The organism is Bacteroides sp. D2 (genome assembly GCF_025147085.1).
GTDB lineage: Bacteria > Bacteroidota > Bacteroidia > Bacteroidales > Bacteroidaceae > Bacteroides.
Window position 1 is genome coordinate 924244 of record NZ_CP102261.1, and the last position, 13319, is coordinate 937562.

Below are 13319 nucleotides of genomic sequence, written 5' to 3' on the forward strand. Positions count from 1 at the left end.
CATTTCATAAGGGACAAAAGTAACATATATTTTTAGAATTCAGTATCTTGTCTGTAATCAAAAGCATCGCCGCACTGAAAAACGCCGTATTGGCCTTTCTGGATTGGAAACGAATAAAAGCAGGATAACCGTAAACGATTAAAAGCACTAATCAAACAGTTCTTTCAATACCTCCAATGATTTCAATGCCGGGAAGTCAGGCAGATGCAAACGATAATAATCATTCATAATCGTCAGGCAACGGGTACGCTCCGCACGGCTCATACCGAAAAGATGCATGGTCTCATAATTCATGCGCATCAATTGACGGAGACGGGCAGCCTCTTCAGGATTGATATAGGAAGAATGTAATTGGGGACGAATGGAAGTGAAACAGGCATTCAATAAATCGAAATAATCGCCGGTATGATAATCTTCCAGGTTCGGGTAAAGCCCCAGAAAACGCGAAAGACGCATCAGAAAAACCAGATGAAAATTGGCAAATCCCTCTCCACACTCATCCAGCCAAATGATAGAATGTTGCAGATAGGCGAATAACGGACGGTTCTCTGCCTCCTCCCGGATAGCCCTGTAAAGAAACTCCGACAGGAAAAGTGCCATCGAAGACTTATACGGATCATAAGGTATGGAAGAAAATGGATAAAAAGATTTCGCTTCCTTCACACGATAAAGTGTCGCATTAGGCCGATAGTCAGCCTCGAACTCAATAAAAGATAACGGTTGGAAAAGTACGGATTTCACAGCCGCTTTTCGCGAACGAGGCACTGTTACAAGGAAAGAAGCTCTGCCGGACAACTCCGTATACATATCTACAATGATAGAAGTATCATTGTATTTCAACGTATGAAGAACTATTCCTTTCGTTTTCTGCAGCATAACTGAATAACCTCATTTCCAAATCCGAAGCAAAGCTACAAAAAATACAAGGTAATCGGAGAGATTTTAAAGGCATTAACAACAAAAAAGATAACTACTTTTGTTATAGTCCCTGAATAACAAGTAAAGATAAACAAGCTTATGAAACGAAAAAGTAATAAAAACGGATTTACCGGATGCGCCAAAGCATACATCCGGAATTTACAGGAAGAAGGTCGTTATTCGACAGCACATGTGTATAAGAATGCAATTCTGTCATTCACAAGGTTCTGTGGTACTCCCAGCATAACTTTCGGGCAGATCACTCGCGATAGTTTGAGACGATACGGACAGCACCTCCACGAACATGGGTTGAAGCCAAACACTGTTTCGACCTATATGCGTATGTTGCGCAGCATCTATAATCGTGGTGTAGAAGCAGGGGTAGCCCGCTTTATCCCCCGACTGTTTCGTGACGTATACACTGGCGTAGATGTACGACAGAAAAAGGCGCTCCCGGTCAGCGAACTGCATACACTTCTCTACAAAGCCCCTCAATCCCAACACTTAATCCGTACGCAAGCTATCGCACGGTTGATGTTCCAATTCTGCGGTATGCCGTTCTCTGATTTCGCACATTTAGAGAAATCGGCATTGGAAGACGGAATCCTTAGATACAATCGTATAAAAACAGGCACACCAATAAGTCTTGAAATCCTAGACACCTCCAAGAAAGAGATAAACAGGCTGCGTAACAGCAATCCACCGAGAGAAGATTGCCCAGACTACCTATTTAATATAATGAGAGGAGATAAGAGACGAAAAGAAGAAGGCATATATAAGGAATATCAGTCAGCCCTCCGCCGATTCAACAATCAATTAAAAAGCCTGTCAAGAGAACTAAACCTAAAATCACCTGTCAGTTCATATACCATTCGGCATTCTTGGGCAACAAATGCCAAATACCAGGGAATCCCTATTGAAATGATCAGTGAATCACTAGGACATAAATCTATAAAAACCACGCAAACTTATCTGAAAGGTTTTGGTTTGAAGAAAAGAACAGAAGCCAATCAATTGAATTGTTTTTACGTAGAATCTTACAACACAAGTCATCAATAATACATAAACAACTATCTATCAGCAATCTGCCTTATCCATTACTTCTTAGGTAACGGATATAAATACTGCACAAAGATATATAAAAAGAGTATTACATTCCAAATTAATTATACATTATTTTATTCAACTTCTTTCGAAGAATAAAATAAGATATGAGAACACGAATCACTTTTAGTTCATGTTCCAACTATCTATTGCCAATCATCGGACCACTTTTTTCTGTCCGAAAGCTTCCAGAGACATATATCAATAAAAGACCACCGTCTTTTTTACTTTTCCCCCATGTGTTCCTGTCATTAAACAGGAGTTCCGTTACCTAAGAAGTAACAGATACACATAAACAAATAATTATGACACACAAACCCAATATCAGCAAAAATGAAAGGTCTGCTGCCAGCAACAGGTGGAGACATGCAGCAAACATTAGACATGGGCTAGCCATCATTGCCTTTGTTGCATGTATTCTGCCTGCTTCGAACCTTTGCGGACAAAATATAGCCATTAAAAGCAATCTGCTTTACGATCTAACCACTACTCTCAATATGGGAGGAGAAGTGCGATGTGACGATACGCATACCATCAGCCTTTCCCTCAATTACAACCCCTGGAACTTCGGAGGGAACAAAAAGATGAAGCATTTCCTGTTGCAGCCAGAATACCGTAAATGGTTTAATGAAGCATTCACAGGAAGTTTTATCGGCTTTCAGCTACACTATGCTTTGTTCAATTTTGGAGGAATGCTCCCCTGGGGATTCAGCGATGGGAAAATGCTGGGTATTGAGAACAGGCAGATTGCTCACAACAGATATCAAGGCAATCTGGCGGGTTTCGGCATTTCCTACGGTTATCAATGGATAATCAGCCCTCAATGGAATCTGGAAGCAGGAATCTCACTCGGATATGCACACCTTAACTATAAACGCTACGGACAGTCTGAAGGTGCAGCCCTATTGGAAAAATCAAGCTGCAACTACTGGGGACCTACACAAGCAGGGATATCAATTATATATTTCATCCGATAAATCAACCTAATAATAACCACATAAAATGAAAACGAAAGCATTCATATTTTTCAGCTTATTGATATGCAATCTACTCCCGGCACAAAACATTAAACTGGATATTACTCCACACTTTCTCGGAGTGCGGGCAGATTCATTACTTCTCTCCATGGATGTATCGGTAGAGATAGAAAATATGGAGTCTAAAAATGCCGTCAGACTAACGCCCGTCTTAACCGGACAGGAAAGAAAAATCTTACTACCTTCCATCTTATTAAACGGCAAACAAAAACAAAAATTATATCTGCGTAACCAGATATTACGAAAAAAAAGCGAGCATAAGGAAGAGAACGCAACCTACCTCGTTGCCGGTATCGACGAAAGTCATTCCCGCACCATCGCTTACCGAACTTCGTTGCCCGCAGAAGATTGGATGAACCACGCAACTCTCCTCCTTCGGAGAACAATCATCCGTCCTGAAGGTGAACAAGCGTTGAAAGATACTTTACTCATTACATCTCAACCTGCTGCACTCCCATCCTCCCAAAAGAATCCGGACGAGGTTACGTCAACAGCAGAAAACACGTCTCCAGCTGATATGACAACCACAAAAATGAAATATAAAGGTTCGTATGTTTCCCCGGCTACGGATGATGTAGATATACGAAACCAGAAAGAGTTGAATTTTAATCTTGAAGAAGCTAAGATTATGGCTGATGTCAATCCACAAATGTTGTCGCTCCGCGAACTCTATACCGTAGCTCTGTCGTATGCAGATAACAAAGCTAAGTTTTACCAAATTATTAACATCAGTGTCAAACTGTATCCTGTACACCCCATCGCCAACCTAAACGCTGCCGCTGCTGCCATCGAACAAGGAGACACTCAATCAATAAGCAAGTTTTTATCGATGGCTCCTCATGACAGCCTTGCTTACAAGAATTGTCGGGGTGTATATGAGCTGATGACTGGAAACACATACGAAGGTATTCGCATGTTAAAGGCTGCTAAGACAGAAGGTTCCGAAGAAGCTTCTTACAATCTGAATGTATTTTTTGAAAATAATAAACGTCCTTAACAAACAGACACAATGAAATATTTCTTATTCTTATTCCTATTCTTATCAGTTGGTTGGCTCCACTGTCGCTCACAGAGAGTAGCAGTCAGCGTGAATGCGCTTCCGGCAATAGATGGGGCTTTCGAAGCCGGAGTCTCCTATGCCATAAGAAATAAAAGTACAGTTGAACTGACCGGCAGTCTGCGACCATGGAAACGGGAAGAGAAATATGTGAACCGCTATTGGCTGATACAGCCAGAATATAAATATTGGACTTGCCAGAAGTTTAACGGCTTTTTCTGGGGTGCTTACCTCAATGGGGCACAATTCAATATCGGAGGGAAAAAACTGCCTTTCGGTATATTCGCCGGGTTGAAAAAATACAGATATGAAGGATGGCTGGCAGGTGGAGGTATCAGTGCCGGATATCACTGGATGCTGGATAATCATTGGAATATAGAAACAAGTCTGGGAGTAGGATACGATTTTATCCGCTACAAGCAGTACAACTGCGTCAAGGAATGCGCCGGATTACGAGACAAAGGTGATTATCATTACATAGGGCCTAGTAAGGCTTCAATAAGTTTAGTTTATCTATTTTAAAATAAAACAGGATGAAAAGTTTATGGAAAGTCTGGTTCTCCAGAAGAAGAAGTATCTACATACGAATAGCACGTCAATGCCATTCTACCCCATGGAGAGTATATTATCTAGGGCATGGAGGCATCAGCAGATCAATAAAGGACATAAAGATATTGAAAGCATTGCAACAGCAAGGAATCATCTCACGAATTTATCCATGGTGAGTTATGATTGCTTTTGTTACAGATAAGAAGTCATTTAGTTATAAAATTATGAAAACAGGAGGAACTTTTATCATTGCAGCCATCTTATTTCTTTCTCTTCAGGCACAGACACCTGTAACAGGAGATGATGGCACTGTTCGAGCCACTTCCTCCAGCCTGCACAAGGCCGGGAAAGAATTACTGGTTTCTATTGAAATAGAAATCACCCGTGACTTCCTGCCCAATGAATCAATGACATTGGTACCTGTTGTCAGTGACAGTTTGGAACACCGGTTGGAATTACCAGCTATCTATATCAACAGCCGAAAACAACACATCATATTTTTGCGCGAAGCCGGCAAGAAGGAAAAAGAAGCCGAAGCATTGCAAAGAAAAAACGGAAGTCGGCAGACAATGCATTATCTGCAATCTGTACCTTTCGAAAGTTGGATGAATCATGCCACTCTCTCACTCGTTGAGAAAAGCTGTGGCTGTGGGATTCCGGGTGAAGAAAATCTCACTTGTATCGCCCGTTTACACCCACAGCCAACCCCTATTCCACAACTCGTATTCTTGACTCCCCAAGTGGAAACCTCGAAAATCAGAGAAGAAAAAGGGTGCGCGTTTATTGATTTTCCTGTCAATGTGACTGCTATATACGAAACGTACAGCAACAATACAGTAGAACTGAATAAAATTATTGAAACAATCAACACCATTAAAAATGACACCAACGTTACCATCACACACATCAGCATTCACGGCTACGCTTCACCCGACGGACCTTACCGACTCAATGAGAAGTTGGCCCGTGAACGTACTCAATCTGTGAAAGAGTATGTAAATCAGCTATATGCATTCGACGGAGCGCATATCCAGACAGACTATACTCCTGAAGATTGGGAAGGATTTGAAGCTCTTCTCTGTGATACGACTTTTCAAGAGAAAGAAGCGATAATAAAAACCATAACAAGCGACATTCACCCCGATAGCAAGGAGAGAAAGCTAAAAAAGCACTTCCCTGCATTCTACGATTTTGTCCTGAAGCATTGGTTTACTCTACTTAGACATTCCGACTACACTATTGAGTATCGTGTACGCCCGTTTACTCTTGCAGAATCCCGGAAAGTCTTTACTACAAACCCTAAAAATTTGAGTCTTGAAGAAATGTTTCGTCTCGCACTTGCCAGTACACCTGGAAGCGAAACTTATAATCAGATTTTCATGACTGCCGTACAACTATTTCCCGATAATCCCACAGCCAACCTGAATGCCGCCTGCATAGCCTTGATGCAAAGAGACGTCCAAACAGCTGCCACTTATTTGGAAAAAGCTCCGAAAGTACCGGAAACAATATTAGCAAAAGGAGTTCTATGCTTTCTTAAAAACAACTATGAAGAAGCAGAGTACTTATTCAGACAAGCTCAAAAAGCAGGACTATCACAAGCGGATAATAATCTGCAATTAGTCCGTGCACTAAAATAAACACTCATTAAAACCAAATGTAAAATGAAAAGATTCAGTAAATTAATGTCACTGCTTTTATTCGCAGCAGTCACACAGTACAGTTGCATCAATGATGCAGATGTTGTCATCGCCGATGATACTCATTCAGAGTCAAATGGCAATCTCGCCTTGTTCTTCGAGATTCCAAACGTTGCTACCAGTCGAAGTGCCGAATCGTCCGGCGTTACCACCGAAGGTTCTAAAGAAGAATATGCGGTAAAGAGTCTCACTGTTTATCTATTTGACTCGACCACAAAAACGCTCAAAGATCAGCAGGAACTGAAGAACATCAACCGGACAGTTACGAGCGGTCAAAATATACAGTACACCGCCGACAAAATCACTGTAAATCCGGGAACTTATAACATCTTTGCCATAGCTAACGGAAAAGCAATCACAGGAAATATCAGCACACAAGAGGCTTTTCTGAATGCAGTTGATGCCGTAACTTACAGTGCAGGAAAAATTCCAAGCGTACCCGAAAACGGTTTCGTTATGACCAATCGTGGAGCTGCCAATCTGAACGTTGAAGTGAAAAAACCTACAGACTCCGATAAAGTGACTAGTGTATCCATCGGTCTTGAACGCGTGGTTGCCAAAGTTGAACTGACTCAAACACAAGAAACTTTCCCACTAACAGACCCATCCGGAAAGACCTACTGTACAATCAAACTGAACAATTTTAGAATGTTGAACTTGGCAACCCAGTTTTATACTTTCCGCCATACAGCAGTACTGAACAGTTTTCAGGAACCAGACTCATATACTGATGAAAACTTCGGTGATATCAACGACAACAATGGTTATGTTATCGATCCTTATTTCTTCAAGAAAACAGTGGAGAACGCCGGGGACTTTACAAACGCCGACGGTTTCTTTGCACAAGCTCTAGTACAGTTGGATATCAACGACGGCAACTGGGCAGGCATGGCTCAAGCTAACAGCTGGTCACATATCTACTGCCTGGAAAACTGTATGTTCCTTGACGCCCAACTGAATGCATACAGCACGGGAGTTATGTTCAAAGCCAACATGGATATTGCCCCCGACCGCGTTTTCAATGAAAATGGCGATGTAGTTAGCAATCAGTCCAACTGGCCGACTAATATGTTCTACTTCAATTACAACTTTTATACCAGCGTAGATGCAATCCGTAAACTAGTCCTTAATAATTTGCCGGACGATGTCACTGACAACTCGACAACAGAAGAGCTAGCTCGATATAGTATCAAACGTTTCAAGAAAACGGAAAACTACTCTTGTTATTACAATTACTGGATCAAACACCTTGATAATAATTCTCCGGAAATGGGTGTTATGGAATTCGGTATCGTACGCAACAATATATACAGATTGTCAGTCAACAAAATTGCAGGACTCGGTAGCGGCGAACCTTTCATCGACCCGGATCAGCCGGATGAATATAAAGCCGAACTAGACATCAATTTCAATGTTTTTCCGTGGGCCGTACGTAATCAAGATGTAGAACTTGAATAAGTATTGGCCACCCGAACTAAATTTATTATAAATGCGTCCATTTTTACTCTATATTATCAGTGCCATCGCCTTGTTCTCATCCTGCAACTGGGTGAACGACGACTTGTCAGACTGCCCTTCCGGGACTTGGCTGAAAATCTCGTATACCTATAATATACTAGATGTGGACGCTGCCTCCACACAAGTAAGCGACATTACCATCCTTGCTTTCGACAAGGATGATAAATATGTGGATCGAGTGGACGTAGACAGCATTACATTACATCAAGGCTACTGTATGGTAAGAGTACCGTTTCCCGAAGGAACTTATCGTTTGCTTATATGGGGAGGGACATCCAACCACATGTACCAGCTCCCTAATCTCAAAGCTGGACAAACGGAACGAAGGTCCCTGAATATATCATTGGCATGCGATAATAAGAATCAGTCGAACAAGAAACTGAATGCACTCTTTTACAGTAGCCTTGAAAATATTACTATTAGTCAAAAATATCAGGTTATTACCGCCAATTTAGTGAAAGATACTAATTATTTCTCATGCATTCTTCAAGATGAAGCAAATGCCCCTCTAAGCCAAGAGGACTTTTCCTTTACTCTGGAATCTGCCAACGGAATAATAGACTACACAAACACACCGGTCGGTACAACTCCAGTCTACTATCTTCCATACCAGAAGGAAGTGGCTGTAATGTCCGAGCAAACTCCGGTCATCCATGCGAGATTAAATACATTACGTATCATGAAAGGAGATCAGACAACCTTATCGATCAAACATATACCAAGCGGCCAGAACATTCTTCGTCTCCCACTCACTCAATATCTGTTGTTATCCAAAATCTACAATGATATAGGTGAAATGAGTGACCAGGAGTATCTCGACCGTCAGGACTCATATACGCTTTTGTTCTTTATCCAGCCATCAGATACCGGAATTCCGCAGATATGCCCAAGAATGCAAGTTAACGGATGGATTATACGCCTGAACAACTCCGAACTGGAGTCTTAAAAACGTGTGACGAAATAGTATGTAAACAATATTTAGGTGAGATGTATTTACAAAGGCTACTGCGAAGTACCCTAGTGGGCTCTTTTGCCCTCTGCTCATGTAATGTTTCCCACTACATGTAGCGTCTTAATAAAACGATTTTTCAAAGAAAATATCGTTTTATTAAAATTGTTTGTTTTGTTTGTGTTTAGTGCATTCTGTCCAAGCGAGGAGAGAATGCACTTTTTTTTGTTACAAGAGAAATCACAAAAATAAGCAGCCTTTTTATTCCATTATAATATAATAAGGTAAATGGAAGAGAACATCTTCCAGTATTTTTCACTGGGGAGATTTTTTTTATAAAAACTGAAACCATCTATTTTATTGAATATCAATATAAAAGAATGGCCACTTTGAAAAAAAACACATATTCAATGAAAAATTTCCTATAAATCATTTGTCAGTTTCAAAAAAGTTCCTACCTTTGCATCCGCAATCGAGAAACAAACACAGATTCGAGAAAGCAAAATGCAGAAATGCAACAACAGGATGGCCCGTTCGTCTATCGGTTAGGACGCAAGATTTTCATTCTTGAAAGGGGGGTTCGACTCCCCCACGGGCTACAAGTTAAAAGAATAAAGAACTAAAAAAATAGATTAGTCGAGATGGCAAATCATAAATCATCACTGAAAAGAATCAGACAAGAAGAGACAAGAAGACTTCACAACAGATATTATGGCAAGACCATGAGAAATGCTGTTAGAAAGCTTCGTGCAACTACTGATAAAGCAGAAGCAGTTGCAATGTACCCAGGCATTACAAAGATGTTGGATAAGTTGGCTAAAGTGAATATCATTCACAAGAACAAAGCTAGCAATCTGAAATCTAAGTTGGCTCTTTACATCAACAAGCTCGCTTAATAATAAGAATTTAACAATTCTATATAGCATCCAGGCTGAACTTTTAAGTTCGGCCTTTCTTGTTTATAACCAACTGAATATCAAACTTATCAAGAAAGCGGAGAATCAACCCGCATTCTTTATTTTTCACTGATTATTCTTCGCCAAGTCGACAATTTTCACTATATTTGCTCCGTTATTAAAGTTAGAAAGGCAATTATGAGCGAAGAACAAATCACTCCCAATAACGGGTCTTATTCTGCGGATAGCATCCAGGTATTGGAAGGTCTTGAAGCAGTAAGAAAACGCCCTGCGATGTACATTGGTGACATCAGCGTCAAGGGACTTCACCATTTGGTATACGAAATCGTTGACAACTCTATCGACGAAGCATTGGCCGGCTATTGCGACCATATCGAAGTAACAATCAACGAAGACAATTCAATCACAGTACAGGACAACGGACGCGGTATTCCGGTGGACTATCACGAGAAAGAAAAGAAGTCGGCACTGGAAGTTGCCATGACCGTACTACATGCCGGAGGTAAATTCGACAAGGGTTCTTACAAGGTATCCGGAGGTTTGCACGGTGTAGGTATGTCTTGCGTAAACGCGCTGTCTACCCACATGACTACGCAAGTATTCCGTGATGGTAAAATCTATCAGCAGGAGTACGAGATCGGTAAACCGCTTTACTCTGTAAAAGAAGTCGGTACAGCCGACATCACGGGAACCCGCCAACAATTCTGGCCGGACAATACCATCTTTACAGAAACGGTATACGATTACAAGATTCTGGCTTCACGCCTGCGCGAGTTGGCTTATCTGAACGCTGGTCTCCGCATCACCCTGACGGACCGTCGGGTTGTGAACGAGGACGGAAGCTTCAAGGGTGAGCAGTTTTATTCAGAAGAAGGTTTGAGAGAGTTTGTACGTTTTATCGAGTCTTCACGCGAACACTTGATTAACGACGTTATCTATCTGAACTCGGAAAAACAGGGAATTCCTATTGAAGTGGCTATCATGTACAATACCGGATTCTCCGAAAACGTTCACTCATACGTTAACAATATCAACACCATCGAAGGTGGTACACACCTGGCAGGTTTCCGTCGTGCGCTGACCCGTACGTTGAAGAAATATGCTGAAGACAGCAAGATGCTGGAAAAGGTGAAGGTTGAAATCTCGGGAGATGACTTCCGTGAAGGTTTGACCGCTGTTATTTCTGTAAAAGTAGCTGAACCGCAGTTTGAAGGACAGACTAAAACGAAGTTGGGTAACAACGAAGTGATGGGTGCTGTTGACCAGGCAGTAGGTGAAGTATTGGCATATTATCTGGAAGAACATCCGAAGGAAGCAAAAACAATTGTAGACAAGGTGATTCTCGCTGCTACCGCACGTCATGCAGCAAGAAAAGCTCGTGAAATGGTACAACGCAAGTCTCCAATGTCAGGAGGCGGTCTGCCGGGTAAATTGGCCGACTGTTCGGATAAGGATGCAACGAAGTGCGAATTATTCCTCGTCGAGGGAGATTCGGCAGGTGGTACTGCCAAGCAAGGACGTAACCGTATGTTCCAGGCTATCCTCCCATTGCGCGGTAAGATTCTGAACGTGGAGAAAGCCATGTATCACAAGGCTTTGGAAAGTGATGAAATCCGCAACATCTACACAGCTCTCGGTGTTACTATCGGAACTGAAGAGGACAGCAAGGAAGCAAATATCCAGAAGCTGCGCTATCATAAGATTATCATCATGACCGATGCCGACGTCGATGGTTCTCACATCGACACACTGATTATGACGTTCTTCTTCCGCTATATGCCACAGATTATTCAGAATGGCTATTTGTACATCGCTACTCCCCCGCTCTACCTTTGCAAAAAAGGTAAAGTAGAAGAGTATTGCTGGACAGATGCACAGCGCCAGAAGTTTATCGATACTTACGGCGGCGGTTCGGAAAATGCTGTTCATACGCAACGCTACAAAGGTTTGGGTGAAATGAACGCACAGCAGTTGTGGGAAACAACTATGGACCCCGAAAACCGTATGTTGAAACAAGTAAATATTGACAACGCTGCTGAAGCCGATTATATCTTCTCTATGTTGATGGGTGAAGATGTAGGACCACGCCGCGAGTTTATTGAAGAAAATGCAACGTATGCAAATATCGATACATAATTAAATAATTACGTTTTATAAACCAACCTCACATCTTACAACGAGGAAACGCCGATGGCGAAGGAACATCCTTCGATCGGCGTTTTTCTTTTGCCCAAAGGGGCTCTATGTTCGAATAGTTCAACTACCTATCTCTTAATAAAAGCTAACAGCAGAAACGTTTTCCATACAAAATCACTATCTTGCATAAAAAGCAAAGAAAACATAACTATGAAAATGAAAACTACTGCTCCTAATCCGTTATTTGCAAAGATCAGGTTGTTTCTTATTGTATTGACTTCCTGCGTGATCGCCACTTGTATTTTCTTGATTATTATTCATCCGGAAGTATGGATGATACCGGCATGCGGAATTATTATCGCATTGTGTATTTTACTATATCAGGTATATTGCATACGCAAGAACCGGAAGAGAATTTAAATGTACTGTTGCTTTTTCAGTTCTTCGGCAACAGTAACCAATTCTTTGTACCATTCTTCACCGAACTTACGGATTAAAGGCTCTTTCAAAAACTGATATACAGGAAGATTCTCTTTTTTTCCCAGCAAAACCGCTGCTTTGCATACGTCCCAACGATTATAATTCACCGCTTTATAAGGTCCGTAATCTCCAATCCGGATAGGATAAAGATGGCAGGACACCGGTTTATAGAAGGCAGTCTTTCCCTCTCGATAGGCCTTTTCGATCGCGCAATAGCAGCAGCCATTCTCATCATAACAAGTAAACACACAGTCCTTATTATTGACAATAGAAGTCACCAAATCACCTTCCTGATCCGTATATACCCCCCCTTGCTTTTCAATCACCGCACGTGCTTCCGGAGCCAGTTCGTCCCAGATAACCGGCAAAACCTCTTCCAGCTCCATCACCTCATCCAGCTCTACCGGAGCACCGGCATCACCTTCAATGCAACAAGCACCCTTACAGGCACCCAGGTCGCAAAGAAACTTCTCCTGAAATACATCAAGAGATACTACTACATCACCTATTTGTATCATTTTAAATTGAGAGTTGAGAATTAAAAATTGAGAAATAAATGTTTTGGTTTATTTTTTAAGTGAATCTTTCATAGACTTAACAATGCAAACTAAAAGCGCAACCAATTCATTGCAATCTGAAGAAATAGATTGATAGACTATTTCGTCCATATAATGAGTATCCTTCAATAAAGAAAGCCAATAAGATGTTTCATTTGCTTCTTTCAGTGCAACATTCATTTTATTCAAGAAGTCTGCACCACTCTGTGCATGATGAGCTTCAGCAACCAAAGCTCCGATAGCAGTTCCACTGCGTAATAACTGTTTTGATAAAACAAACTCTTTTTCAGATTCTGCTAAAAACTTGTATGCGTTTACTATACGAATAGCAAACGCATACGATTTAATATGAATAGCATTATTCTTAGCTATCATTTTTTAATTTTTAATTCTCAAC

General features: G+C 41.3%; 14 protein-coding genes and 1 tRNA gene. 12 read left to right on the forward strand and 3 right to left on the reverse strand.

The features are described 5' to 3' along the window. Positions 1 to 147 precede the first annotated feature (147 nt). Positions 148 to 876 (reverse strand): DNA repair protein RecO, encoded by a 729-nt coding sequence (recO, locus tag NQ505_RS03240; RefSeq protein ID WP_004298226.1) that lies wholly within the window; start codon positions 874 to 876, stop codon positions 148 to 150. A gap of 141 nt (positions 877 to 1017) precedes the next feature. Here recO and NQ505_RS03245 point away from each other — a divergent pair, with 141 nt between their 5' ends. The 12 genes from NQ505_RS03245 (at position 1018) to NQ505_RS03300 (ending at position 12305) form a co-directional block, all read left to right on the forward strand. After that, the gene (locus NQ505_RS03245; protein ID WP_008998129.1) at positions 1018 to 1977 is read left to right on the forward strand and encodes a tyrosine-type DNA invertase cluster 3b; all 960 of its coding nucleotides are present in this window, start codon (positions 1018 to 1020) and stop codon (positions 1975 to 1977) included. Between the two features lie 350 nt (positions 1978 to 2327). Continuing rightward, complete coding sequence (locus NQ505_RS03250) at positions 2328 to 2999, forward strand: DUF3575 domain-containing protein (RefSeq protein ID WP_008998130.1); 672 nt, start codon at positions 2328 to 2330, stop codon at positions 2997 to 2999. Between the two features lie 25 nt (positions 3000 to 3024). Then, on the forward strand, positions 3025 to 4056 hold the full coding sequence (locus NQ505_RS03255; protein ID WP_004298229.1) for a DUF3868 domain-containing protein: 1032 nt from the start codon (positions 3025 to 3027) through the stop codon (positions 4054 to 4056). 12 nt (positions 4057 to 4068) lie between these two features. Further along, the gene (locus NQ505_RS03260; RefSeq protein WP_004298230.1) at positions 4069 to 4638 is read left to right on the forward strand and encodes a DUF3575 domain-containing protein; all 570 of its coding nucleotides are present in this window, start codon (positions 4069 to 4071) and stop codon (positions 4636 to 4638) included. A gap of 11 nt (positions 4639 to 4649) precedes the next feature. Continuing rightward, on the forward strand, positions 4650 to 4841 hold the full coding sequence (locus NQ505_RS03265; protein WP_074726671.1) for a hypothetical protein: 192 nt from the start codon (positions 4650 to 4652) through the stop codon (positions 4839 to 4841). Between the two features lie 48 nt (positions 4842 to 4889). After that, entirely contained in the window at positions 4890 to 6305 is a 1416-nt protein-coding gene (locus NQ505_RS03270) for a DUF3868 domain-containing protein (protein ID WP_004322478.1), read from the forward strand. A gap of 24 nt (positions 6306 to 6329) precedes the next feature. Next, complete coding sequence (locus NQ505_RS03275; protein WP_004307388.1) at positions 6330 to 7823, forward strand: Mfa1 family fimbria major subunit; 1494 nt, start codon at positions 6330 to 6332, stop codon at positions 7821 to 7823. A gap of 31 nt (positions 7824 to 7854) precedes the next feature. After that, positions 7855 to 8829 (forward strand): FimB/Mfa2 family fimbrial subunit, encoded by a 975-nt coding sequence (locus NQ505_RS03280; RefSeq protein ID WP_008998131.1) that lies wholly within the window; start codon positions 7855 to 7857, stop codon positions 8827 to 8829. A 530-nt stretch (positions 8830 to 9359) separates the two neighbouring features. Beyond that, a tRNA-Glu gene (locus NQ505_RS03285) sits at positions 9360 to 9431 on the forward strand. Between the two features lie 42 nt (positions 9432 to 9473). Further along, positions 9474 to 9728, forward strand: a complete 255-nt coding sequence (gene rpsT / locus NQ505_RS03290) for a 30S ribosomal protein S20 (RefSeq protein WP_004298235.1) — start codon at positions 9474 to 9476, stop codon at positions 9726 to 9728. Between the two features lie 198 nt (positions 9729 to 9926). Further along, the gene (gene gyrB / locus NQ505_RS03295) at positions 9927 to 11885 is read left to right on the forward strand and encodes a DNA topoisomerase (ATP-hydrolyzing) subunit B (protein WP_008998132.1); all 1959 of its coding nucleotides are present in this window, start codon (positions 9927 to 9929) and stop codon (positions 11883 to 11885) included. A 210-nt stretch (positions 11886 to 12095) separates the two neighbouring features. Beyond that, positions 12096 to 12305 (forward strand): hypothetical protein, encoded by a 210-nt coding sequence (locus tag NQ505_RS03300; RefSeq protein WP_004298238.1) that lies wholly within the window; start codon positions 12096 to 12098, stop codon positions 12303 to 12305. On the opposite strand, the gene NQ505_RS03305 is transcribed toward NQ505_RS03300, so the two are convergent. After that, a complete protein-coding gene (locus tag NQ505_RS03305; RefSeq protein ID WP_008998133.1) occupies positions 12302 to 12883 on the reverse strand; it encodes a DUF3109 family protein in 582 nt (193 codons plus the stop codon). The genes NQ505_RS03300 and NQ505_RS03305 overlap by 4 nt on opposite strands. Before the next feature lie 48 nt (positions 12884 to 12931). After that, positions 12932 to 13297 (reverse strand): four helix bundle protein, encoded by a 366-nt coding sequence (locus NQ505_RS03310; protein WP_008998134.1) that lies wholly within the window; start codon positions 13295 to 13297, stop codon positions 12932 to 12934. Positions 13298 to 13319 lie beyond the last annotated feature (22 nt).